This window comes from Occallatibacter sp., assembly GCF_049582745.1.
Taxonomy (GTDB): Bacteria; Acidobacteriota; Terriglobia; order Terriglobales; family Acidobacteriaceae; genus Telmatobacter.
Map to the genome: position 1 here is coordinate 16,828 of NZ_JBAUUO010000107.1, position 23,695 is coordinate 40,522.

19 protein-coding genes are annotated in these 23,695 nt (G+C 58.1%); 11 read left to right on the top strand and 8 right to left on the bottom strand.

The annotated features are described in order from the left end of the window. The first annotated feature begins 114 nt into the window (after nucleotides 1-114). The 8 genes from WCA10_RS16270 to tsf all read left to right on the top strand — a co-directional run bounded on the left by WCA10_RS16270 (nucleotide 115) and on the right by tsf (nucleotide 9,366). On the top strand, nucleotides 115-1,449 hold the full coding sequence (locus WCA10_RS16270) for a sugar porter family MFS transporter (protein WP_472823566.1): 1,335 nt from the start codon (nucleotides 115-117) through the stop codon (nucleotides 1,447-1,449). A 215-nt stretch (nucleotides 1,450-1,664) separates the two neighbouring features. Further along, nucleotides 1,665-2,531, top strand: coding sequence for a class II aldolase/adducin family protein (locus tag WCA10_RS16275; protein ID WP_472823567.1), 867 nt, complete (start codon nucleotides 1,665-1,667; stop codon nucleotides 2,529-2,531). A 445-nt stretch (nucleotides 2,532-2,976) separates the two neighbouring features. Beyond that, nucleotides 2,977-4,113, top strand: coding sequence for a DEAD/DEAH box helicase (locus tag WCA10_RS16280; RefSeq protein ID WP_472823568.1), 1,137 nt, complete (start codon nucleotides 2,977-2,979; stop codon nucleotides 4,111-4,113). Between the two features lie 311 nt (nucleotides 4,114-4,424). Further along, complete coding sequence (locus WCA10_RS16285) at nucleotides 4,425-5,867, top strand: glycoside hydrolase family 47 protein (protein ID WP_472823569.1); 1,443 nt, start codon at nucleotides 4,425-4,427, stop codon at nucleotides 5,865-5,867. Between the two features lie 726 nt (nucleotides 5,868-6,593). Further along, on the top strand, nucleotides 6,594-7,037 hold the full coding sequence (rplM, locus tag WCA10_RS16290) for a 50S ribosomal protein L13 (RefSeq protein WP_472823570.1): 444 nt from the start codon (nucleotides 6,594-6,596) through the stop codon (nucleotides 7,035-7,037). A gap of 102 nt (nucleotides 7,038-7,139) precedes the next feature. Then, a complete protein-coding gene (gene rpsI / locus WCA10_RS16295) occupies nucleotides 7,140-7,535 on the top strand; it encodes a 30S ribosomal protein S9 (protein ID WP_472823571.1) in 396 nt (131 codons plus the stop codon). A gap of 159 nt (nucleotides 7,536-7,694) precedes the next feature. Next, nucleotides 7,695-8,561 (top strand): 30S ribosomal protein S2, encoded by an 867-nt coding sequence (gene rpsB, locus WCA10_RS16300; RefSeq protein ID WP_472823572.1) that lies wholly within the window; start codon nucleotides 7,695-7,697, stop codon nucleotides 8,559-8,561. 148 nt (nucleotides 8,562-8,709) lie between these two features. Further along, on the top strand, nucleotides 8,710-9,366 hold the full coding sequence (gene tsf / locus WCA10_RS16305) for a translation elongation factor Ts (protein WP_472823573.1): 657 nt from the start codon (nucleotides 8,710-8,712) through the stop codon (nucleotides 9,364-9,366). Between the two features lie 103 nt (nucleotides 9,367-9,469). On the opposite strand, the gene WCA10_RS16310 is transcribed toward tsf, so the two are convergent. The 4 genes from WCA10_RS16310 to WCA10_RS16325 all read right to left on the bottom strand — a co-directional run bounded on the left by WCA10_RS16310 (nucleotide 9,470) and on the right by WCA10_RS16325 (nucleotide 12,794). Next, a complete protein-coding gene (locus tag WCA10_RS16310) occupies nucleotides 9,470-10,942 on the bottom strand; it encodes a B12-binding domain-containing radical SAM protein (RefSeq protein ID WP_472823574.1) in 1,473 nt (490 codons plus the stop codon). Next, nucleotides 10,939-11,697 (bottom strand): di-trans,poly-cis-decaprenylcistransferase, encoded by a 759-nt coding sequence (locus tag WCA10_RS16315; protein ID WP_472823575.1) that lies wholly within the window; start codon nucleotides 11,695-11,697, stop codon nucleotides 10,939-10,941. The genes WCA10_RS16310 and WCA10_RS16315 overlap by 4 nt, the downstream gene beginning before the upstream one ends. 88 nt (nucleotides 11,698-11,785) lie before the next feature. Beyond that, nucleotides 11,786-12,178 carry a transcriptional regulator gene (locus WCA10_RS16320; protein ID WP_472823576.1) on the bottom strand — a complete coding sequence of 131 codons (393 nt, stop codon included), beginning with the start codon at nucleotides 12,176-12,178 and terminating at the stop codon, nucleotides 11,786-11,788. Continuing rightward, nucleotides 12,168-12,794, bottom strand: coding sequence for a hypothetical protein (locus tag WCA10_RS16325; protein WP_472823577.1), 627 nt, complete (start codon nucleotides 12,792-12,794; stop codon nucleotides 12,168-12,170). The genes WCA10_RS16320 and WCA10_RS16325 overlap by 11 nt, the downstream gene beginning before the upstream one ends. 201 nt (nucleotides 12,795-12,995) lie before the next feature. On the opposite strand from WCA10_RS16325, the gene WCA10_RS16330 reads away from it, so the two are divergent. The 3 genes from WCA10_RS16330 (at nucleotide 12,996) to WCA10_RS16340 (ending at nucleotide 16,913) form a co-directional block, all read left to right on the top strand. Next, the gene (locus WCA10_RS16330; protein ID WP_472823578.1) at nucleotides 12,996-14,840 is read left to right on the top strand and encodes a glycoside hydrolase family 13 protein; all 1,845 of its coding nucleotides are present in this window, start codon (nucleotides 12,996-12,998) and stop codon (nucleotides 14,838-14,840) included. Nucleotides 14,841-14,964: 124 nt separating this feature from the next. Beyond that, complete coding sequence (pyrH, locus tag WCA10_RS16335) at nucleotides 14,965-15,669, top strand: UMP kinase (protein WP_472823579.1); 705 nt, start codon at nucleotides 14,965-14,967, stop codon at nucleotides 15,667-15,669. A 149-nt stretch (nucleotides 15,670-15,818) separates the two neighbouring features. Continuing rightward, a complete protein-coding gene (locus WCA10_RS16340; RefSeq protein WP_472823580.1) occupies nucleotides 15,819-16,913 on the top strand; it encodes an acyltransferase family protein in 1,095 nt (364 codons plus the stop codon). An 83-nt stretch (nucleotides 16,914-16,996) separates the two neighbouring features. Here the strand turns inward: WCA10_RS16340 and WCA10_RS16345 are convergent, their stop codons facing one another. The 4 genes from WCA10_RS16345 to WCA10_RS16360 form a co-directional block, all read right to left on the bottom strand. Further along, complete coding sequence (locus WCA10_RS16345) at nucleotides 16,997-18,931, bottom strand: hypothetical protein (RefSeq protein WP_472823581.1); 1,935 nt, start codon at nucleotides 18,929-18,931, stop codon at nucleotides 16,997-16,999. A 173-nt stretch (nucleotides 18,932-19,104) separates the two neighbouring features. After that, nucleotides 19,105-20,331 carry a lactonase family protein gene (locus WCA10_RS16350; RefSeq protein ID WP_472823582.1) on the bottom strand — a complete coding sequence of 409 codons (1,227 nt, stop codon included), beginning with the start codon at nucleotides 20,329-20,331 and terminating at the stop codon, nucleotides 19,105-19,107. Nucleotides 20,332-20,483: 152 nt separating this feature from the next. Further along, nucleotides 20,484-21,716: a lactonase family protein gene (locus WCA10_RS16355; RefSeq protein ID WP_472823583.1), complete on the bottom strand. Its 1,233-nt coding sequence runs from the start codon at nucleotides 21,714-21,716 to the stop codon at nucleotides 20,484-20,486. A gap of 196 nt (nucleotides 21,717-21,912) precedes the next feature. After that, nucleotides 21,913-23,241 carry a beta-propeller fold lactonase family protein gene (locus WCA10_RS16360; RefSeq protein WP_472823584.1) on the bottom strand — a complete coding sequence of 443 codons (1,329 nt, stop codon included), beginning with the start codon at nucleotides 23,239-23,241 and terminating at the stop codon, nucleotides 21,913-21,915. Nucleotides 23,242-23,695: the final 454 nt, after the last annotated feature.

Below are 23,695 nucleotides of genomic sequence, written 5' to 3' on the forward strand. Positions count from 1 at the left end.
CTAAGATCAGGCGGTGCATTTATACAGCTCATCATCAAGGGGTTTGCTGCTCCGGGTTCCGGTCTGTAGGATGTTCTGGGCATTGAAGGACCAAGGGGCAAGGACAGCGAGACTATGCGACCCAACCTGAACCTGATGAAAGCGACTCTCACCGGAGCGCTTGGCGGCCTGCTTTTTGGCTTCGACACGGTTGTCATCTCCGGGGCAATCGATGCGTTGGTCAAACTCTATGGGCTGAGTCCGCAGAATAAGGGACTGACCGTCGCCATCGGGCTTGTGGGCACGGTGATCGGAGCCCTGGGCGCAGGAACCGCCGGGCAGAAGCTCGGCGGCCGCGAGACCTTGAGAATCACCGCTGTTCTCTATGTTTTATCCGCACTTGGCTGCGGGCTTGCATGGGACTGGCCTTCTTTCATGCTCTTCAGGTTTATTGGCGGGCTGGGTATCGGCGCGTCTTCGGTACTCGGCCCGGTATACATTGCGGAACTTGCACCGGCGAAATGGCGCGGACGGCTTGTCGGCGCGTTTCAATTCAACGTGGTGTTTGGAATTCTCGTAGCCTACACCTCTAATTACCTGATCCGTCTGCTGCATCTGGGAGCGACCGAGTGGCGTTGGCAGGTGGGTATCGCGGCGATACCGGCGGCGGGATTTCTGGCGCTTCTCTTTTTCATTCCGCGGAGCCCGCGCTGGTCCGCCTCAAAGAATCGTATCGATGAAGCACTGGCCGTGCTTAAGCTGATGGGCGATCCGGATCCGGAAGCTGAGCTGGCCGATATCCGCGCTGCACTTGCAGAGGAGCATGCGTCAGCCCACGAGCCGGTGTTCCGCTGGAAATACCGCTATCCCCTGTTTCTGGCGATCACCATTGGCGCCTTTAACCAGCTGGCGGGCATTAACGCCATTCTCTATTACCTGCCCAGCATTTTTGCGTCGGCGGGATTTACCCAGATCTCGGGGGATAAACAGGCAATTGCCATCGGGTTCACCAACCTGGTCTTCACGATTGTGGGCATGTCGCTGATTGACAAGGCGGGCCGCAAGACGCTTCTTCTGATTGGCGCGGCGGGCACGGCGAGCTGCCTCGCCGCGGTATCGTGGCTCTTCACCAGCCATTCGCACCCGGGGGCGCTGGTATGGATCTTCATCACCTACATCGCCTTCTTTGCGCTTTCACAGGGAGCGGTGATCTGGGTCTACATCGGGGAGGTCTTCCCCAATCACGTGCGCTCAAAGGGGCAGGGAGTGGGCAATGCCAGCCACTGGATCATGAACACGATCATTGCGCTGGAGTTTCCGGTACTGGTTGTGAGCCTGGGGCGTAGCGCGCCATTTACGTTTTTCGCCATCATGACCACCATCCAGTTCCTGACCGTGCTGTTTACCTATCCGGAGACGAAGGGGCAGACGCTGGAAGCGCTGCAGAGGAAGCTGGTGGCTGCGGATTGAAACCCGCTCATCGATGAACGGGGCACAGCTTTCGAAGAGATTACTTAGAGTCGATGGGCGGGCCGGCTGCAGGGCGAAACCGCTGGGTTGACTGGTCCTTGTTCGGTGATCCATGTCACTAACAGGGATGGTCATTCGGACCTATATGTAGAGGTGGGAACTCGAACGGGCGGGTTGCATCCGCGCCGCACTGGAGCTGTCCCAGCGAGGTCTGCATGGAACAGTTTGCGAATCCAATTTCAGAACAGGTGAGGGAAGTCGTTGAGGCCGTTGTGGAGGCTCTACGGGTACCCAAACCTGATGAACTTTCCCCTTCTGCAGCATCGATTTCGTTTGAGGCCGAGGCTCTGCGTGCGGAGATCATTCGCGTGGGGCGAAAGCTTTGGGAGCGGCAGTACGTGGACGGCAATGGCGGCAATATCAGCTGCCGGCTGGGCACGAAGTACGTGCTCTGCACGCCGACCATGATGAGCAAGCGCGACCTGGAGCCGGCGGATATCTGTCTTTCGGATATGGACGGCAACATTGTGGCCGGGGATCGGCTGCGCACCAGCGAACTGCTGCTGCACCTGGAGATTTATCGTGCCAATGCGCGTGCGCGTGCGGTTGTGCATTGCCATCCGCCGTATGCAACGGCGTTTTCGCTTACGGGTACCACGCCGCCGGTTGGTCTGATTTCGGAGTACGAGATTTTTATCGGGCCTGCGGCGCTGGCGCGTTATGAGACGCCGGGTACGCATGCCTTTGCCGAGACGGTGCTGCCGTTTGTGCATGACCACAACACGATTCTGCTGGCGAATCACGGCGTAGTTTGCTGGAGCGACACGGTGACGCATGCCGAGTGGCTGACGGAGATTCTTGAGTCGTATTGCAAGACGTACCTGATTGCCGAGCAGATCGGAAAGCCGCTGACTTATATTCCTGACGAGAAGATACAGGAGATCCTGGTGCTGAAGCGGAAACTTGGATTCCCGGATGCGCGGATGGCGCCGCTGCCGGCGCCGGATGCTGCGAATGCGCCGGTCAATGCGGAACTGGAGAAGCTGGTGCGGCAGGTGGTTTCGCGGCTGGAAGAGCGGTAGCTAAGTCGAACAGGGTGAGCGCGGACTCGCACGAAGGCGAGAAAAAGGCGAAACCGTGCTATACTAGCTTTGCGCTCAGTGATTTGGACGTGAGCGGCGGTTTGCCCATTCTTATCAAGGCAATTCAGCCTGGCACAGATTTCCCCCAAGCCCCTACAGCGTAACCACTTCCGGCTGGAGCAGTGTGCTCCGAGCAGTTTGTTGAGTGTGGTGCCTGCGGACAATGAGTCCAACGGCGGCATGAAGTAGCGTGTGGCAGGTCCGGACCTCAGAAGTCGTTGGAAAGTCTGATGGTCAGTCCCAGGGACGTATTTGGTTCTCCCTTACGCATAAATTGAAGAGCAGGCTCGCACGCGAACAGGATTCGTGTGTGCGGCTGCAAGGTCGGGTTCCGATTGCAGGCCCCAGGGAAGACGGGCTCCGGAACTCAGGAAATGAATATATTTTGACGACACAGTTCTCGCAGTTCACCCTTTCGGCCGCCCTGATGGCGCGGCTCAACCAAAACAATTTTGTAACTCCCACGCCGGTGCAGGCGGGCTGCATTCCTCCGGCTCTCGAAGGCCGCGACGTGCTGGCAACGGCGCAGACCGGAACCGGCAAGACGCTCGGCTTCTTGATTCCGATTGTGGAAATGCTGCAGAAGATGCAGGACCGGAACGCGGCACAGGCACTGATTCTGTTGCCGACGCGCGAACTGGCGATGCAGGTCGAGGTGGCATTCAAGGCCGTTCGGACCAGCCCGCTGCAGACCGTTGCGCTGGTGGTAGGAGGCATGCAGGAGCGTCCGCAACTGGACGCCATTCGCCGCGGTGCACGGCTGATCGTGGCTACACCGGGCAGGCTTGAGGATTACCTAAAACGGAAACTCGTGCGGATGGACCAGATTCAAATACTGGTGCTGGATGAAGTGGACCGGATGCTCGATATGGGCTTTCAGCCGGCCATTGCACGCATTGCGACGACGCTGCCGCAGTCGAGGCAGACGCTTTGCTACTCCGCCACGCTAGAAGGCGCGGTGAAGGAAGTGGCGCGCAAGTATCTCAACAACCCGGTACGCATCGAGATCGGTTCTGTTTTGAAGCCGGCGGAGAACGTGGAGTTGCGCACGTTCGAAGTGGCTGCCGACAAGAAACAGGAGCTTCTCGAGCATCTTCTGGAATCAGAGGATGGGAGCTTCCTGGTGTTTGTGCGCACCAAGCACGGTGCGGATCGCGTGGCGCGCAGGCTCAGCCGTTCGGGCTGGTCGGCGACGCAGATTCACGGGGACCGCTCGCAGTCGCAGCGAAACTCGGCACTGCGGAGTTTCTCTGAAGGTCATCACCGCGTGCTGGTTGCTACGGATGTTGCCGCTCGCGGCATCGACGTAGCCAACGTGGCGCACGTGATCAATTTCGACATGCCGAAACTGGCGGAAGACTTTGTTCACCGCGTAGGCCGGACAGGTCGCGCATCGGCCAAGGGTGTTGCTTCAACGTTCGCCGGACCGGCGGAGCGCGGCGACCTGCGCAAGATCGAGCGGACGCTGTCGATCCAGATGAAGCGGTTCAGGGTGAAGTCGATGAACGAAACCGCGGCGTAAAAGCAGTTATAAGTTTTCAGTTGTCAGTCTTCAGCTAAACCACCCGGAACCGAACCTGGTTCCGGGTGGTTCTGTTTGTGCGAGATTTTTTGGGGGAAGGCGCAGCAAAACCAAAGCAGATCCTTCGCTCACCACCCCGAACTCCGCCCCAAAAAGCACAAATCGCTTTTGGGGGACCCCTGAAATCCGTTCGGGGCCCCGTTCGATCAGGATGACACAGCAAACACAATGATTCTGCTCGGGAACGCCACAGGATGACGCGGTATGCGGCCTCATTCCGTATGATGTTTTCGGTGTCTGGAGAGGTTCCGATGCGCGCTTTGAAGTTCTGTTGGTCGGTTGTTCTTGTATTGGCCGGTTTGTCAGGGTTGGTTGTATTTGCGCAGAGCGCTGCTCCGAGCAAAGCTCCGCCCTCAGCACCGTCAACTGCTCCTGCAAAGGCGATGAGCGATGCGGAGAAGGCGGAGATGGCGGAGCGGGTTCGCGCGGCGACGCTGCATGCGTGGAACGGCTACAAGAAGTACGCCTGGGGGCACGACGCGCTGAAGCCGCTTACGCTCAAGCCATTCGACTGGTATGGCGAGGGACACAGCCTGCTGATGACGCCGGTGGATGCGCTGGACACGCTGACGCTGATGGGACTGAAACCGCAGGCCGACGAGGCGCGCACGCTGATCGATACGAAGCTGAATCTCGACCAGGACATCTACGTCAAGGATTTCGAAATCACGATCCGCCTGCTGGGGAGCCTGATCTCCTGCTACGAGATGACGGGCGACAAGCGGCTGCTGGAACTGGCCGACGACCTCGGACGGCGCATGGCTCCCATGTTCGACTCGCCAACGGGGATGCCGTATGAGTACGTCAATCTGCACACGGGCGCGGTGCGCGGGACGAAGAGCAATCCGGCGGAGATCGGGACCTTGTTGCTGGAGTACGGGATGCTGGCGCGGCTCACGGGCAAGCAGAATTACTACGACATGGCCAAGCGCGCCGTTGTGGATCTCTACAAGCGGCGTTCCCCGATCGGGCTGGTCGGGTCGGAGATCGACGTCGAGACGGGGAAGTGGACCGATCCGACGGCAGGCATTATGGGTGGCATCGATTCCTACTACGAGTACCTGCTGAAGGCGTCGATCCTTTTCGACGACAAGGACTGCGCGCGCATGTGGCAGGAGAGCGAGGAGGCGATCGACAAATATCTCGCCGACAACGAGCCGAACGGACTGTGGTTCGGGCAGGCGGATATGAACAGCGGACAGCGGACGCATACGAATTATGGCGCGCTTGATGCCTTCTATCCCGCGGTGCTCGCGCTGGGGAATGACGTTCACCGGGCGGCGGAACTGCAGGACTCCAGCTACAAGATGTGGAACCTGGCTGGCATTGAGCCGGAGACGCTGGACTACACAAAGATGCAGATTACGAGCCCCGGTTACGAGTTGCGTCCGGAGATTATCGAGTCGACCTACTACCTCTACCACTACGCGCACGACGCCAAGTACCTGGCGATGGGGCGAACGTACCTGGATGGGCTGGTGAAGTATTGCCGGACCGACGAGGCATATGCGGCGCTGGCCGACGTGCGCAGCAAGCAGAAGAAGGACGACATGGAGAGCTTCTTCTTCGCCGAGACGCTGAAGTATCTCTATCTGCTCTTCGCGCCCGAGTCGACGCTGGAATTTGATTCGGTCATTTTTAATACTGAGGCGCATCCTATGAAGCGGGATTTGGGGCTGAAGGCGGGGGATTGAGTGAGCCGATCCCACTCATGCGATGAAACTGCATGAATGGGGCACCCGGCACTGGTCACCCGTCGAAAGTCGGCCCCGACAAGACATGATAAAAATAACTACCAATCCGACAACCACTTGGCGGAAGCGCAACGCCGTAATAGCGGTAGCTATAATCATCCTTCTGGCTGCCATTGGTCTGGGCGTGTTCTGGATGGTTGGTGAGGCCGCCTATAATCAGAGTGCCCCTAGTCGAATTTCAAACTGACCCACTCCCGAAAGCTGCATTTCGTTGACTCTGCTTGGAGATTCGGGTATCCTAAGGGTCTTGTGCGGTGTTGCGCCTGGGGTCTGTTGTGGGCCCTCTGAGACAGCTTTCAAGTCGATGAGGAGATGGGGTTTAGCCCGGACCCGGCTGATTGAACTCCTGTGTTGGATTCGACCGGAACAGGCACCTTCGGCTGGGACAGCAGGCTAAGTCCAGCAGAGTCAGGGCCCTTTTTGAGGGCAAGCGCCGCAGTCCTCACCCGAACAGGATTGTTTGGAAGTGGGCAGAATTGAATCCCATGCGCGGATGCCATGGGGAGAGCGGTTGTTCGATTTTTCGAGTCCTTGCGGCGAAGTGCAAGGTGGCCCTTTCTTAAGGAAAGCGCCACTAGGCATAAGTGGCTTCGAGAAACGGCGAATCGAAAAACCGCTGGCGCGCGTTGCGCTGCAGTTTTTGAGTTGATAGAGGGCAGGAGAGAGATGAGCACCTTTGTTCCGAGCGGCAAGGATATTGACCGCAAGTGGTATGTAGTGGATGCCAGCGGCCAGACCCTGGGGCGCCTGGCGACCAAGGCGGCCGATGTGCTGAGCGGCAAGCTGAACCCGAAGTACGTTCCTTACATCGACATGGGCGACCATGTGATCGTGATCAACGCCGAGAAGGTTCGCCTGACGGGCTTAAAGAGCCAGAAGAAGGTCTATCGCCGGTACACGGGATTCCCCGGCGGTCTGCGCGAAGAGGAATTCTCGCGTCTGCTGGCTCGCAGGCCGGAGAAGATTCTGGAAGAGGCGATCAAGGGCATGTTGCCGAAGTCGAAGCTGGGCCGTGCGATGGGATCGAAGCTGAAGGTCTATCGCGGCGACAAGCATCCTCATTTTGCGCAGCAGCCGGTGGCACTCCAAATTGGAGTGCGCAGCTTTTAGCTTTCAGCCGTCAGCTTTCAGACGGTTTGGAGCAGTGAAGATTGGGTTCGGAAAGAACAAGCTGAAGGCTGAAAGCTGACAGCAAAGAGCTAAGAGGATTGAATGGCAGATTTGGTTCAGTATTACGGGACGGGGCGCCGCAAGTCGGCGATTGCCCGCGTTTTTCTGCGTCCGGGCACCGGTGAGTGGAAGGTGAACGGCAAGCCCTTCGAGACCTACTTCGTAACCGAGGCGCAGCGTGTTGCCGCAAAGCGCACCCTCGTGGTTGCGGAGTTGGCGTCGAGCTTCGACGTGGTGACCACGGTTTCGAGTGGTGGCGTCTCTTCGCAGGCCGATGCAGTGAAGATGGGCATTGCCCGCGCACTGGTTCTCTTCAACCCCGAGCTGCGCAAGCTGCTGAAGGCTGAAGGCCTGATGACGCGCGATGCTCGCCAGAAGGAACGCAAGAAGTACGGACAGAAGGGTGCACGCAAGCGGTTCCAGTTCAGCAAGCGCTAGCGCTTGCAGTATGCAGTTCGTAGTTCAGAGTTCTTAGTTTCAGAGCGCGTTCTCGCTATGAACTTTGAACTCAGAACTTGGTGTTAAATCTCCCGCGTGAGCGGGTTTCAATCCGGGCCAGACGAAGGTTAGCCCGGATGCAATCCACGAAGGAGGCCAATGGCCACGATCACAATGAAGGAGCTGCTCGAAGCTGGTGTTCACTTCGGGCATCAAACGAAGCGCTGGAATCCCAAGATGAAGGAATACATCTTTGGCGAGCGCAACGGCATTTACATCATCGACCTGCAGAAGACGCTGAAGCTTTTCAAGGACGCGTCGAAGTTTGTGACTGAACTGTGCGCGAGCGGCAAGACGATTCTGTTTGTCGGCACCAAGCGCCAGGCACAGGACGCCGTGGCTGAAGAGGCCAACCGGGCGGGCATGCCGTACATCAACCAGCGCTGGCTGGGCGGCCTGCTGACCAACTGGGTGACGGTGCAGAAGTCGGTGAAGCGCCTTCAGGAATTGGATGATATGGCCACGGACGGCCGGTACGAATTGCTGACCAAGAAGGAAGTGATTCGCCTGGAGCGGGAGCGGAAGCACCTGCAGGCGAATTTGGCCGGCATCAAGAATATGAAGCGTCTGCCGGATGCGCTGTTCATCGTCGACTCAAACAACGAGGCGATTGCGGTGAAGGAAGCGCGCAAGCTGGGCATCCCGGTGGTGGCGGTGGTGGATACCAACTGCGACCCGACGGTGGTGGATTACGTGATTCCGGGCAACGACGACGCGCTGCGCGCGATCCGCCTGTTCACTTCGAAGATCGCCGATTCGGCAGCCGAAGGCGTGAACCTGGTGGGCGACAAGGCGTTTGCTGCGGCGGAAGAAGCTCCGGTGGCTGCGAGTGAAGCTCCTGCTGCGGCGGAAGCGGCACCCGTGGAAGACGTCGATTTTGATGCGGCGCTTGGTGCGGGAGTTCGCAAGGCTCCAGCAGCAGAGGCGGCGATCGACGAAGAGGAAGTGGCCGAACGCGCCCTGTAAGTTCTTAAGTAGACCGAGACAAGCGTGGCCGCGCAGTCTGGTTGCCACGCTTTTCTTATGTCAGGCACAGCGGAGCAACACTGGGTGAGGGCCGGGCGACAATGCCCATGAAACACGAATATTGATTCGCAAACGAGAAGGAAGCGAGATGACGACAGTGGCAGAGAAGATAGATGCAAAGTTGGTGAAGGAGCTCCGCGAAAAATCTGGCGCGCCGATGGGCGACTGCCTGAAGGCTCTGCAGGAGACCAAGGGAAATATCGAAGATGCTTTTGTGGTGCTGCGGAAGCGTGGCATGGCTTCAGCGCAGAAGAAGGCTGCCCGCACAACCAATGAGGGTGCGGTGGGAACCTATATTCACGCCGGCGGAAAGATTGGCGTGATGGTGGAAGTGAACTGCGAGAGCGACTTTGTGGCGCGCACCGAGGACTTTCAGGAATTACTGAAGGATATCGCGATGCATATCGCCGCGAGCGATCCGCGCTACATCAAGCCTGAGGATGTGAGCCCCGAGGATATGGAGCGCGAGAAGGAGATCTATCGCGCCCAGGCAGCAGCGACCGGTAAGCCTGCAAACATTGTGGAGAAAATGCTGGAAGGCAAGATGGCGAAGTTCTACGAAGAGGTTTGCCTGCTGGAGCAGCCGTTCATCAAGGACCAGGCGATCAGCATCAAGGAGCTCATTGCGCAGAAGGTCGGCAAGCTCGGTGAGAACCTCACTGTTCGACGCTTTGCGCGGTTTAAAGTAGGTGCGCCGGACTGGACTGTGTCTCAGACCAAGGCCGTGGAAGCGGCGGCGGAGTAAGCCGGCATATCTAAGCGATCCATCCCTGGGGGGTGGATGCAAGATGGCAGAGGCCCGGAGCGCAAGCTTCGGGCCTTTGTTGTTTATGCGCGATTGCTACCGGTCAAGTTGGAATGTCGGGCGAGATGATCGGGAACGGGTTGGGTATCTGGCTGGCGCGAGGGGGCGGCGCAGTCCTGGTGACGCGTGAGAGGACGGCTTCAAGCAGAGGCGTCACGCGGGTGAGTTGACGGGCGCGAATCAGCATGTCCCAGAGCGGCTCGAATTTCTTCCATCCGGATGCGTAAAAGAAATGCTTCAACTGGTGTTTGAGTGTGCCGTGATGCAGCGAGGCCTGCGCGATGGATGACCAGCGATAGAACTCGCGATAGGCCCAGTCGTATCCATTCTTAAGTGCTTCGGGAGAGAGGCGTGCGGGGCGGTAGACGACGTGACGCGTGTCGTAGGCGTTCCAGTCGCGCGTAACGATGCGCCCTTCGCGCATCATGCGGGCGTGAAGTTGCGTGCCTGGATAAGGAGTCATAATGTGGAAGGTCGCCGTTGTGATGCCGTGTTCGACGGCCCAGTCCACGGTGCGGCGGAAGACGTCATCGCCATCGTCGTCCATGCCGAAGACGAAGCTGCCGTTAATCATGATGCCTAGCGAGTGCAGGCGGTCAGCTACAGCTTTGTAGTCGCGACCCAGGTTCTGGCGCTTGTTGCTGCGGCGGAGATTGTCGGGAGTGAGGGTTTCAAAACCGACGAAGATGCTGCGCAGACCGGCTTCAGCGGCGCGCTCGATGAGGTCTCCGCGGAGGATGGAGTCGACAGTGGCTGCACCTTGGAAGAGCCGGCCCATGCCTTTCATACCGGAGAAGAGCGCATCAGAGAAATGACGGTCACCGAGAAGGTGATCGTCGAGGAAGTAGAGATGGCGGCCGGGAAGACGGTCGATCTCGGCAAGAGCCTCGTCGACGCGCTGCGTGTAAAAGCCGCGGCCGCCCTGAAAGAACGCATCCTTGTAGCAGAAGTCGCAATGCTGCGGGCAGCCGCGGGTGACGACGATGGAGTTGGGAACGAGATACGAAGCGCGGCGGATTAGGTCGCGACGAATCGGCGGGATGCGTTCGAGTGTACGACCCGATGTTGAGGTGTAGACAGGTTGCGGCGTGCCGGCGCGAAAGTCTTTGAGGAATTGCGGGAAGGTCTGATCGCCGGGGCCGAGAAAGATCGAGTCCGCATGGGGCGCAGCTTCGTTGGGAAGGGACGTTACGTGAAGTCCGCCGAGACATACAAACGCTCCGATGGTGCGGTAGTGGTCGGCGATCTTGTATGCGCGGTAAGCGTTGGTGATGTAGGCCTGAATAACGACGAGATCGGGCGCGTCGTTGAGCGTGAGCGGCTGAACATGTTCGTCGACGATGACGGCGTGGTCATCGGGCGAGAGATAGGCAGCGAGCGTCGCGAGGCCGAGGGGCGGGAAGAGGGAGTACTTGATGGGACGCCAGTAAGGATCGGTGGCCTCAGTGAGCGCGGGCAGGATGAATTTCACGCAGAGCGGGCGCGAAGCATGAGCGCGGCGGGAGATCGCGGTCATTGCGCGTTATCCGGGAGATGGCAGGAGGGTTCGAGAGGCAGGTTGGGAATCGCGCCGAAGCGACGTTCGCGGTGGTTGAATTCGCCGACGGCACGGGCGAGATCGGATTCGTCGAAATCCGGCCACATGCGGTGGGTAAACACCAACTCGGCGTACGCCGTTTCCCAGAGAAGAAAGTCGGAAAGACGCTGTTCGCCGCCAGTCCGAATGAGCAAGTCGACCGCTCCGCTTTCAGAGGAGAGCCCTTGGGTTACGATGTTGCGCAATTTATCTGCGGTGATTGACTCATGTGGAGGAATGGCTGCGAATGCATCGGCCGCAGCTTGAGCAATGGCGGTGCGAGCGGAGTAGTCGATGGCGATGCGCAGATTCAGGGTGTGTCCGTTCGCAGTAGCGCATTCGGTGCGTTCGATCTCGCGCAAGAGCGGCGAAGGAATACGGTCGCGACGCCCGATGACTTCGAGGCGGGCGCCCTGCTGGCGGAGCCGCTCGCACTCGAGACGAAGGAAGGCGCGGATGATCCAGAAGATGCTTTGGACCTCCTGTGGGGGGCGCGCCCAGTTGTCGGACGAGAAGGCATAGAGGGTGAGGACACGGATGCCAAGGTCTGGCGCGTGTTCAACGGCGCGCCTCACGGCTGAGACGCCGGCGCGATGGCCGGCGACGCGTGGCAGCCCTCGCTGGGTGGCCCAGCGGCCGTTGCCGTCCATGATGATCGCAACGTGGAGGCCGGTTTGCGATTTGCTTTGCGTCATAAAGTAAATTCCTGCAGATCGTGATTTTGGATGATTCCTGTACTTCCGACTCTGCACTTTGCACTGCAAAGTTATTGGGCAAAAAATTTTAAGTACGCGAAGGGGCGAGATTCTGGAGGAAGGCAGAAACCGCTGGATCTGGTTTTGCGCCGCCGGCGGCGTCGCGGACTACCTGCTCGAGGGTAGTGAGGTATTCGAGGTAGCGTTTGCGGCCGGATGGTGTAATGCGGCAGATGGTTTGGGGGCGGTTGCGGTCGTGGCCGCGGATGATTTCGACCATCTTGGCTGTTTCGAGAACGCTGAGATGACGGCTCAGGTTACCGTCGGTAAGGGCACATAGCTGCTTGAGATCGTTGAAGGGCACGCCTTTGGGATTGGTGATGAGCGAGGTCAGCACGCTGAGGCGCGCGCGTTCGTGGATGACGCGATCGAGGCCTTCGTAGGCAAAGCGGCCTTCGCTGCTGGACGACTTAGTCTTCATCGCGATCTTCTTTCGAGCCCCAGAGGAGAACCGCGGCGACGATCAACTGGCCGACACCGTAGGCCACTCCCATGGTCCATGGAGTGAGTGCGCGCGTATCACCGAGGCCGATGCAGGTGAGACCTGTGAGTAGATACCAGCAACCTGCGGCCGTCATCGGCTTGGGCAGGAATCGGCAGGATGCGAAGACGCCGAGGCTGAAAGTGATTTGCCAAAGCCCGGGAAGCAGCCACACAGATCCAGGGACAAACCGGACGAGGATGACAGATATGAGTGCACCGGCGCCGACGGAAGGAAGAAACTGCTCGACTGCCATGAGGATCATTTCGTCGGCTAGACCGGAATGGATGCGGCGCGTCCGGGTGAGAGTCTGCATGCCGATGAGGACGGCGGAGAGGACGGCGGTGGTGATCCAGATGCGGAGGTAGTTGCCGATGTGGTTGACGGGATCGGGCAGCAGGAAGCCTTGCGCGACAGCAGCGAGGATGGCGAAGATGCCGGTGGCGGCGAGTGTGGCGGCGCCATAGCCGCGGAATTCAGTGGTGCGCGCGACCTGACGGCGAATGCTGGTGATATCGCCGAGTGCCTTGTCGAGGGGATGAATCGGGAAGCTCATCAGGAACTCACTTTACGTTGCAAAGTAAAATAAACCAGTGCGAAGGCACTGTCAAGTTACGAGGGTGGTTCAGGACTCGCCGGAGTTAACGTGGTTTGTTCTAAGTCTGGATACAAGTATGGGTTACATCGATGAAGGAAAGAGGACCTTGAAATCTGGAATCACGAGCGGAAGAGAGCCAGCTGCGATATGATTTGGCGCGTGAAAAGAACAACTGTTTTGCTTGCACTAGGATTTGTCTTCGCCGCGATTTCAATTGACCAAACCTTCGCGCAGCAGAGTTCGAACGCTGCGAAAGCCGAATCAACCGTCCACAACTCTGCTGCACGGGTGAACGGGTATGAGCCGATGTGGTGGAAGGAAGCCGTGGTGTACCAGGTTTATCCCCGCAGTTTTCAGGATTCAAACGGTGATGGGATCGGTGATCTGAACGGCATCACGCAGCGTCTCGATTACTTGAAGAAGCTGGGTGTGAATGTGATCTGGCTGTCGCCGCATTATGACTCGCCGAATGCGGACAACGGGTATGACATTCGCGATTACCGCAAGGTGATGAAGGAGTTCGGCACCATGGCGGACTTTGATCGCATGCTGGCGGGGATCAAGGCGCGTCACATGCGGTTGATCGTTGACCTGGTGGTGAATCACACGTCGGATGAGCATCGCTGGTTTGTGGAGTCGCGGTCGTCGAAGGACAGTCCATATCGCGATTACTACTTCTGGCGCGATGGGAAGCCGAATCCGGCAGATCCCGCGCATCCGTTGCCGCCGAATAATTATCCGAGCTTTTTTTCGGGCTCGGCGTGGCAATGGGACGGGACGACGAAGCAGTTCTATCTGCACTATTTCGCGGTAAAGCAGCCGGATCTGAACTGGGACAATCCCAAGGTGCGCGAGGATGTGTTTGCGCTGATGAAGTTCTGGCTGGACAAGGGTGTGGATGGATTCCGGATGGACGTGATTCCGCTGATCTCAAAGCAGCCGGGATTGCCGGATCTTACGCCGGAAGAAATGAAAGATCCGCCGCGCCTTTGGGCCAATGGGCCGCATCGTGATGAGTATCTGCAGCAGATGAATCGCGAGGTGCTGTCGAAGTACGACGTGATGACGGTGGGCGAGGCGATTGGGATCACGCTTGAAGAGGAGCCGAAGATCATCAACAGCCAACGGCACGAACTGAATATGGTGTTCAATTTCGATGCGGTGCGGTTGAATCGCGGGGAGTTCTACTCGGAGGCGAAGTGGACGCTGCCACAGTTGAAGGCGATCTACGATCACCATGCGACGGCGCTGAGCAAGACGGATTGGGACACGGTATTTTTGTCGAACCACGACAATCCGCGGCTTGTGTCGAACTATGGCGATACCTCAACGGCGGAGTTTCGTATACGCTCGGCGAAGTTGCTTGAGACAATGCTGCTGACACTGCGTGGTACGCCTTTTATTTTCCAGGGCGATGAATTGGGCATGACGAATTATCCGTTCACGCGGCTCGACCAGTTCAACGATATCGAAGTGAAGAACGCGTACAAGGAGAAGGTGCTCGGCGGAAAGATGACGGAAGGGGAATTTATTGCCGAGTCGCGGAGATTTGGCCGCGACAATTCCCGTACGCCGATGCAATGGAGCGATGCGCCGAATGCGGGATTCACGAGCGACGCGGCGAAGCCGTGGCTGGCGATGAATCCAAATTACAAGGAGATCAACGCGTCGAAAGAGGGGGCCGATCCGGAGTCGATCTTGCGCTATACGCAGGAGGCGATTGGGCTTCATCATGCGCATCTGGCTTTTGTTTACGGGGACTACAAGGATCTCGATCCGGACAATACGCAGGTGTTTGCTTACACGCGTACGCTAAAGGTGCCGGCCAAACCGGATCAGCGGTTCCTGGTGGTGCTGAACTTTGGGGAAAAGCCTTTGGACTACACACTTCCCGAGGGAGTAACAGCGGGCAAGCTGGTGCTGGCCAATGTGCAGGGCACGCCCGAGACGGGCGGCTCGAAGCTCAAACTGGGCGCGTGGGATGCGCGGGTGTACACCTACTAAAGGCTTTGAAGCAAAGCTCCGGACGGGCTCCTTTTGTTTCAGAATTGAAACTTTGGGAGCCTTCCTGAGTAGTTTGGGACCAGCATCCGTTGGGTCTCGGTGCGTGTGCGATACTCGAAAAGGCATGTATAAGCGGATTATTCTCAAGCTTTCGGGAGAGGCACTGGCGGGTCCGAACCGGTTTGGTCTGGATGCTGAAAAGGTCGCTGAGATCACCGAAGAGATTGCCGAGGTCCACAATTTGGGGGTGGAAATCGGGATCGTGGTCGGTGGTGGCAATTTCTTTCGCGGGGTAGCGCAGCAGGCGAAGGAGATGGACCGTGTGGCCGCGGACAACATGGGCATGCTGTCGACGGTGATGAACGCCATCGCGATGCAGGACGCCCTGGAGCAGCGCGGCGTGCAGTGTCGAGTGATGACCGCGGTATTCATGAACCAGGTGGCGGAGCCATATATCCGCCGGCGGGCGGTGCGGCACCTTGAAAAGGGCCGGGTCGTGATCTTTGCGGCGGGCATCGGGAATCCGTTTTTTTCTACCGACACGGCGGCGAGCTTGCGTGCAATGGAGATTAAAGCCGACGTACTGCTGAAGGGAACCAAGGTGGAGGGCGTCTATAGTGCCGACCCGGTGCTGGTGAAGGACGCCGTGAAGTACGACGAGATAACCTACATGGAGATCCTGAAGCAAGGGCTCAAGGTGATGGACCTTACCGCGGTGAGTCTTTGCAAAGACAACAACCTTCCAATGATCATCTTCAACATGAACCAGCCGGGGAACATCCGGCGAGTCGTGCTGGGCGAAAAGGTCGGTTCACTCGTGACGGCGTAGCGGCAGTTCACATTTCATGGTTTGAAGTTCACAGTTTTCCTTGACTGGTAATCCGAAGATCCGGGTCGGTATGCGCAGTTCGATGAAATCCTGGGCCCTCGGTAATTGCGTCAGCCGGCGGCGATTTGGCGTCTAAACAGCAAGTGGAAATGAAAAAGCCAGCGCGGCTTGATGCATTGACGGGCCTACGGTGTTTTGCGGCTGTCAACATCGTTTTATTCCATTTTTCCAATCCAAACTGGTTCGGGCCGCTGGCGCCGGTTGTAAACGCCGGCTACGCTTCTGTGAGCTTTTTCATTCTGCTTTCGGGCTTCGTGCTGGGGTACAACTACAACGCGAAAGCGCGCGCGGGTGAACTGAGCAATGTGCGGTTCTACGAGGCGCGATTCACGCGACTCTATCCGATCTATCTGTTGAGCCTCATCCTGGCGTTCAAGATCATTCCCCTGGAGTGGGGATCCCATACGCATGCGATGTTCTGGACGGGCATGGCGCTGTCGCCGCTGCTACTGCAGGGGTGGATCCCGGATATTGCGACGTTCTTGAATACTCCGGCATGGACGATGTCGGCCGAGTCTTTCTACTATGTGCTCTTTCCGTGGATGGCACGGTGGAAGAAGCCGGAGCGGATCGGACCGCACCTGGCGAAGATGGGTCTGGTGTGGATGGCCGGACTGATTCCGGGAACACTATACGTGATTTTCAATCCCGATGGGCTGGCGCACGTGGATCGCTTCAGCTCTGGGCCGTGGCTGCAGGCGCTGAAATATACGCCGATCCCGCACCTTGCGAGTTTTGTTTTTGGAGTTCTGTTAGCGGAGCTGGATGAAGTGGTTCCGCGCATGGGGAACCGTCGGCTGGTGCTGGGGATCTTCGGTTTTACGGCGACATTTGTGACTCTAACCCAGGCATACCGGCTTCCATATCCGCTGTTGCATGACGGCTTCTTTATGCCACTGTTTGGTTGCATGATTCTCGGGCTGGCAGGAATCAATCCGCTATCGAAGGTGATGGGGATGCGGCCCTTGGTGTTTGTGGGCGAGGCGAGCTATTGCCTCTATCTTCTCCATTTCAACATGTGGAATATGATTCATGATTCGCACGTGCTGAACAGGCTAGGTCTAGCGCGGTTCGATCCCTGGATCAGTTACGTACTGCTGATCGCGATGGCGTTGCTGGCGCTCCACTTTGTAGAGAAGCCCGTGCAGCGCATTTTGCGCGGATGGATGCACGTGTGGAGATGAACGAAGTTCATAGTTCATAGTTCTTAGTTCACAGAGGCCACAGCGGGTTCCTGACGCGGGCGTCGGGAGCACCGCCTTCCTTGTTATTGTTCTTCCGCAAATGCCATAAAGCTGTGGGGTTGAAGGGTGATTTTGAAGACGTCAAACAGGGCGCAATGCGGCGAGCGAATACATTGTGGAATGGAGTAGGGGCGGATCAATTTGCCGGTCGCGAGATTGCGGAGGTGCGATGGCGCTCCGGCCGCGTTGACGGTGATATCGGCCGGTGCATCCAGGAACGACTCGACTACGAAGGTGTGGTTGTCGTAAGCAAAGAGGCTGACCTTGCTTGGCGCGTCGACGATGAACGGGAATCCTGATTGAATGTAGCGGCGAATTGCGGTGAGAACCGGCTGTGGGAGCGCGTAGAGATCGTTGGCGTTTTCGGGAATTGCCAGGACAAATAGAATGCCTTTTGAATAGCGATCCATGAGCAGCAGCGGCGCGCCTCGGCCGTTTGCAGTGCCGCGGACGATGGGCCACGCATCATTGGTTTGGAAGGCGACCTCAGGGACAAGAATGTCGGCGGTTTTGCCAAAATCGGCTCCACTGCCCGCACCATAGCCGCCCCAGAACTCATTGACGCGGAGTACGTTTCCAGTGGTGTGGATTTCGGCGATCTGTTTAATTCCTTTGTCCTGCAGCAGGTTCAGAAGGCCCGTGGTGATGATGACGTTGCCGCCTTGTTCAAGGTGGGTGCGGATCTTGCTGACCAGATCCGGATCGAAGGCGGCTTCCTGCGTGAGCACGATGGTGTGGGCTTCGGTCGGAAAGTCGGGGTGCATTTCGATGGGGATGCCGATCATGCCGAGGTAGTTCTGCAGGAAATCTTCGCCTGTGGACTGGTAGGGCTTGTAGCTGGCGATGCCGATGGGCTTGCCGAGTTTGCCGAGGACGGCATTGACCTGGGAGAGCGCATAGCCGGCGGTGGTTGCGTAGCTGACTGATGCGCTGCTGCCCGAGTCGGCGTGCCACTTTTCGAGGCCGGCGGCAGTGAAGGTGGTAGGCAGGTTGCTCCATGCCTGGCGATTGCCCATCCCGGCGGGGCGAAGCAGATCGCTGTATTGAAATAGCATCATCTGCGGCGTCTTGGCGAGCATGGTGTCCCATAGCTGCTCGGCGTAGCGATCAATGTACCGGCTGTCGTAGGTATCGACCCAGCCTCCGCCGTTGCGGCCGGGCGCGATGTTTTCGAAGTAGCGAACAATCTCGTAGCTCTCGTATTGCTGCAGGTGCTGATCGTTGTCAACCGGGTCTCGGGTCTCGGTGCCGGTATAGATGCCGTCGAAGAGCTTCGGTTCCTGGTCGAGGTCGTAGCCGTTGGCCTGGAAATGCTCGTACCAGTTGGGGAATTTGATGATGATTTTGACCTTGGGATTGATGGCGCGCGCTGGGCCAAGAACGAGATCGCGGGAGACGTTATCCATGAGTTTGAGGCGGAATGCATCCCAGGAGAGATTGCCCTTGGCGGCAATGTCGGAATCGTACTTGGTGTTATTGAAGAAAAAGTCATCGAGCATGATTTCGTCAAAATGGCGCGCGGTGATTTCGGCGATGTGTTTGACGTAATCGCGCTGTTTGGGGTCGGTGTAGCACATGGAGACGAATTGTCCGCCGCTGTCATCGGGTGCGTCGGCGCCTGCCGTGTCGCCGCGGCCAACGTAGGCGATGCCGCCGGCGGTCTCGACATGATGAGAGGCGAAGAAGGCCTTAACTTGTTCGAGATTCGCGTCTTCGGCAATGGTTCCGCTGCGATAGGTCTCGATGTAGACCTTGTCGATTTTGACCTGGCTGGAGAGGTCGTCCCAGGACTTCTGAAGGTAGGCAGGATCCTTCATCTTCTGCACAACGGAGACGGGGATGTAGACAGCGACACGAAACCGATCGTGATCGGGCGCAGGCGCCGCGACGAGAGTTTGGCAAGGTGTGGCAAGCAGGACAGAGATGACAAGCAAAGTGAAGCGAAGGCGCTGAGACACGAGGCGATCTCCTTGTGTGTTTGCGCGCGGCTTTGTTCGCGCGCCGGACGCGGAGCCAGTATAGCGATGCGGGAACCGCTGGTAAAACGTTTAGGTGAATTCATTCCATCTGCGCCGCAAAAGCAGAAGCCCAGCCGATTGGCTGGGCTTCAAGGTTCCCCTTATCCAGTGGGTTACGGGGTCACCGTTTGTGTGGAGTGGTTGCCATGCGGCACCAGGACGAGGGCCGCCGGGTGCACTCCGGTGGGATAGGGTGTTGTCTGCGTCTGTTTCAGCGTACCCGCAGTTGGATCGAGCCGGAAACCGGAGACCGAGTTGCCGAGGAAGTTGGCTGTGTAGACGAAGCGGCCAAGTGCAGGATCAACGGCGACAGAGACGGGCTGCGTATCGGTGCTGTTGGTTTGCGAGCCGGTTGAGTTGATTGCAGTCGATGGCGTACCGGTCGTCAGATCGATTACGTATGCGGTCACACTGGCGTCAAGCGAATTGGAGGCGTAGATGAACTTGCCGCGAGGATCGATCGCAATGGACGAAGGTTGTCCACCGGTCTTGTAGGGGCCGTTGACCAGGAAGTTGAGGGTGTAGCCGGAGTAGATGCCATAGCCGATCAACTGGTTCGATGCGAAATCGGTAACGTAAACGAATCGATTGGTTGGGTCTGCAGCCAGGGCAGAAGGCTTGACGCCCGCGTTGTAGGGGCTTCCGGGTGTTGCGGTCAATGCTCCCCCGGAGCCGGTTGTGAATCCAAACAACCATCCGGGGTTTGCGGTGCTGGTTGTGACTCCTCCGGGGTTGTAGGAGGACAAGTCGTAAGCAGTCACATAAACGGCATTTCCGTTTGCGAGGACGGTGACACCGGTCGGCACGACGGAATCCGAGGCAAAGCCCGGGATCGTGAGGCTGACCTGATTAGCCGCTGAGCCCAGTGCACCTGAAGAAAGCGAATAGGCCGTGAGGGTTGCTGTCGTGGTTCCGGAAACGACATAGAGGGTATTGCCGTCGGGACTGACCGACATGGCAACGGGCGTTGTGCCGAGCTGAGCGCTCTCCTTTTTAGTCAGGACGCCGTTGGCGGCGACGGCGAAGTGGACGACGTTCATATCCACCTGGTTGGCGACATAGAGATTCTGGTAACCGGGAGAGATGGCGATTGCCGTTGGCGTGGTGCCGCCGGAACAGACCTGGGGCTGCGCCGAGCGGATGGCACCGGACTCAGAATCGACGGCGAAGGTTTCGATCTCACCGGCGGGACAGGCGCTGCCATTTGAGCCGATTTTGCTTGCGGAAGTGGCGACAAACAGATAGTCGATCGTCACAAGCTGACAACCTGAAAAGAGCGTGGCCACAACGAGGCCGATGGCAGAGACCAGCATGAGCTGTCTCAATTTGCTGAACTTCATGCGCTTCCTTCGTCACGGGCTGTCAAGGTCAAGCCCCGAGAATGCTGGTTGAGGTTCCTATCAGTCATTGTAAAAGCCCTGAAAGGGGGTGCTGCTGCAAGTCGAATTGGGTCTTTCTGAGCGCAGCCGGCCGGAGGACGTCTACTGCTGAGCTATTTCTTTCTGCTTCCATGCGTAATTGCCGCTACCGCTGTTGGATTGGCGTTGGAGGCGGACGGTGAAAATTGCGAATTGATAAGAGAACCGTCGCTGGAGTTCAACTGAAATCCCGATACGTTGTTGCCGAGGAAATTTGCGGTATAGACGTACTGATTCAGCGAAGGGTCGATGCCGATGGCAACGGGCTGCGTACCAGTTGTGTACGTTCCGAGCCGACTCAGATTGCCGGAGGCGACAGAGTAGACGCTCAGATTTGAATCCTGACCGTTGGCGACGAAGGCATACTTGGCGTTTGCGTCGAGCAGGATGGCACTTGGCCGTCCGCCTGTGGCGAACGGGCTGCCGCTCAGGGCGGTTAGTGCCCCGCCATTGATCTGGAAACCGTAGACCAGGTTCTGGGTGGAATCTGCGACGTAGAGATAGGCGCCGGATGCGTCGCTCGCGATTCCGCTGGGATGAGTTCCAACGGCCAGGGGAAAACCGGGAATCGAGGTGAGGGTGCCATCGGAGCCGCTGACAAATCCGAAAACGTAGCCGATGCCGGTGTTGGAATCATAGCCCGCGATGTACACATAGGGCCCCGATGCAGCCACCGCGACCGCAGTGGGAACGAAGACGTCAGATGCGGCACCGCCCGACAGCGAGAGTGGCCAATAGCTGGCGCTGATGGCAGTGTTCACCACGGGAGTTCCCAGCGTGTCGGCGGGTTGCGGGGGCTTGAGAGCACCAGCCTGCGCTGCATCCAAAATGGGTAAAACGGCCACAGATCCCGAGCAGGGTGAAGCCGGGCTGCACGTTGGCAGCGGCTGATAGAGATCGACGACGTAGAGGAATTTCCCTGAGACAGCTGTCGCGAGCGGGAAGATGCCGGGCGTATTCACGGTGTTCTGAGGGTAGAGCTTGCCGTCGCTGCCGATGACGAACTGAACGATAGAATTGTCGTCTTCATTGACGACATAGAGATCTGCCTCGTCGGGCGACACGGCTTCAGCAACGGGATTGCGGCCGCCGGAAGGGAAGGGCGAAGTGACGATCTGGCGCATGCGGCCTGATTCGGAGTTGATCTCGAAAACGTCGACTTCTCCGTAGCTGTTGGGGCCCGCCGCCAAGGCACTGGTCACGTACACGAAATCCACGGTGAGCGTGGCGCAGGCTGCGAGGAAGGAGGCTGCCAGCAGACATGCCGCCGAGATGGCCAGCAATTGAATCGGTTTGTTCAACTTCATGCGCATCTTTCGTGTTGGAGCCAACTTCGTGACCTTCTGAAAATCGAATCTTCGAACTGAATCGTCCGATGCCTGATTCTGCAATTGCACTCTGATCGAATCTGCTGCGTCCTACACCTTCAAGAGCCTTTGCGGGTCGAGTAAGAGCAGCCATAGGCGCCGCTCTCACTCGGTGAAGAACATTGCCGCGAAGGTATTAGCTTGTGCGCCCGGTGACAACGCACCATGTCCCGGGGCCGGGAAGCTTGTAACTGCTTTTTGCCTTCGTCGACTGATTAAGCGGAGTTAGATTTCCGTCGTTCTGGTCAATCGAGAGGCCCGTGACGGATGAATCGTTGAAGTTAGCGGTGTAGATGTACTGGTTGGACGGGTCCTCAAGAATGCACTGAGGGCCGGCGCCTGTCCCGCCTGTGTCACCGGTCTGGCCGGAAATCGGCGACGCCTGAAACGGGGTCGTAATGGTGAAGGCTGCGATCCCGCTCTGAGCAACAGTCGTGTTGGCATTGTCGCCTTCATTGAGGACGTAAAGCCAGCTCTTGCCATTTGCCTGGAGCGCAAGGATGGGCTTGGAGAATGTGGCACTATCGGGAATATTGCCGTTGGCTAAGGATTGAAGGGATCCGTTTGTACCCGCAGTGAAGGCAAAGATCTGGCCATTCGAAGGTGGAGTGTTCGTATTCGGGCCATCATCGAGGACGTAGATTTGGCTGCCGGCCGAGACGATCGCCGTTGCCTGGCTGATGCCAAGCGGCTGCGAGCTGTTCTGATTGATGGTCAGCTGGCCGTTTCCCGCATTGTAGGCATACGGAAAAACCGAATCGCCGGTCGCCGGAGTGCCGCTCAGCGTGAGGAAGAAGTTTCCTGTAAGCACGAAGTCGATAGGGTTCGCCGGGATCGGGAAGTAGGGTAGCGGCGCGCCGGTGGAAGCGGTGACCTGCGAATTGAGGACGTAGCTCAGGCGTCCGGTGGTGGAGTCGACCGAAAACGCGGTAATGTCGCCGCAAGTGGTCACCTGTACACCGAAGACCAGCGAGCATCCTGCGCCACTGGGAGCATCATGATCGAGCACAAAGATGTGTGAGCCGGTCGAGTCGGCAACCAGGCGGAAGGGATTGTTTCCCTGGGTAAAGTAGGTTCCCTGGGGGGCCAGCACACCGTTGCCGCCGATGGAAAATTGGGTGATATTTGCGTTGGAGCAGACATCGGTGGGGCTGCAAGGTCCGCCGTCCTTGGTTGAGCCCTGGTTGAGCACATAGAGGAACCGTCCTCCAGTCAGCAGCACGGCCCGGACGGGGTTAGCCCCGCCGGAGCTGACCGGAAGGCCTGCGATGGGGACCAGATTGCCGGTATTGTGGTCGATTTTGAAGCCGCTGATAATGCCTGCGCCGGTGGTGGAGGCTGTTTGCGTTCCGGTGATGTAGAGATAGCCAACCGAAAAACTTTGCACGCAAGACGAGATGCCGAAGACTACGCCAGCGGAGAGCGCGGTCATCAGAAGAGCCTTGCCGAATTTCCTGAACTTCATGCGATTCCTTCATCCTGGTCAGGCGAAAGCCGCCAAGTGTGCTGATTCCGCAGCAGAGCTGGGTTGGGATGGGTCCCTGCTGCATTGTAAAAGGCGAGGGCTTGTTATGCCTAGTTTCAGCGCAAGATAGACCGGTTTCACAATTCATGTAGCCATTTCCGGCCTCCATCGAGGTGGCTTTTCCAGATGAAAAAGCCACTTGCCTTCGTGGCTTCGGTATACGGCGATCGAGGAACCGCTGTAGCCCAAAGCAAGGTGTTTGAAGCTGGATCGCTACGGGGAAACGCGGCGTGATAGAACATGTCGCCCTCGAGCCAATCAGATGCGGATAACCGATGCAAATTGGACGCGGAAATGACAGCAACGTCACCTCGCGGAAGGAGAACCGGAACCGCTGTGTGGCGAGAATGCGTCGGGGGGTCTCAGCGCGGTCTGCATGGGCTGAAGCCGCGGC

Bases quoted from the DNA above. Each gene is read 5' to 3' on its own strand.
- rplM (WP_472823570.1), top strand. From the start codon at position 6,594: ATGAGCACCTTTGTTCCGAGCGGCAAGGATATTGACCGCAAGTGGTAT.
- WCA10_RS16285 (WP_472823569.1), top strand. From the start codon at position 4,425: ATGCGCGCTTTGAAGTTCTGTTGGTCGGTTGTTCTTGTATTGGCCGGT.
- WCA10_RS16360 (WP_472823584.1), bottom strand. From the start codon at position 23,241: ATGAAGTTCAGGAAATTCGGCAAGGCTCTTCTGATGACCGCGCTCTCC.
- rpsB (WP_472823572.1), top strand. From the start codon at position 7,695: ATGGCCACGATCACAATGAAGGAGCTGCTCGAAGCTGGTGTTCACTTC.
- WCA10_RS16310 (WP_472823574.1), bottom strand. From the start codon at position 10,942: ATGACCGCGATCTCCCGCCGCGCTCATGCTTCGCGCCCGCTCTGCGTG.
- tsf (WP_472823573.1), top strand. From the start codon at position 8,710: ATGACGACAGTGGCAGAGAAGATAGATGCAAAGTTGGTGAAGGAGCTC.
- rpsI (WP_472823571.1), top strand. From the start codon at position 7,140: ATGGCAGATTTGGTTCAGTATTACGGGACGGGGCGCCGCAAGTCGGCG.
- WCA10_RS16270 (WP_472823566.1), top strand. From the start codon at position 115: ATGCGACCCAACCTGAACCTGATGAAAGCGACTCTCACCGGAGCGCTT.
- WCA10_RS16325 (WP_472823577.1), bottom strand. From the start codon at position 12,794: ATGAGCTTCCCGATTCATCCCCTCGACAAGGCACTCGGCGATATCACC.
- WCA10_RS16315 (WP_472823575.1), bottom strand. From the start codon at position 11,697: ATGACGCAAAGCAAATCGCAAACCGGCCTCCACGTTGCGATCATCATG.
- WCA10_RS16355 (WP_472823583.1), bottom strand. From the start codon at position 21,716: ATGAAGTTGAACAAACCGATTCAATTGCTGGCCATCTCGGCGGCATGT.
- pyrH (WP_472823579.1), top strand. From the start codon at position 14,965: ATGTATAAGCGGATTATTCTCAAGCTTTCGGGAGAGGCACTGGCGGGT.
- WCA10_RS16340 (WP_472823580.1), top strand. From the start codon at position 15,819: ATGAAAAAGCCAGCGCGGCTTGATGCATTGACGGGCCTACGGTGTTTT.
- WCA10_RS16350 (WP_472823582.1), bottom strand. From the start codon at position 20,331: ATGAAGTTCAGCAAATTGAGACAGCTCATGCTGGTCTCTGCCATCGGC.
- WCA10_RS16275 (WP_472823567.1), top strand. From the start codon at position 1,665: ATGGAACAGTTTGCGAATCCAATTTCAGAACAGGTGAGGGAAGTCGTT.
- WCA10_RS16320 (WP_472823576.1), bottom strand. From the start codon at position 12,178: ATGAAGACTAAGTCGTCCAGCAGCGAAGGCCGCTTTGCCTACGAAGGC.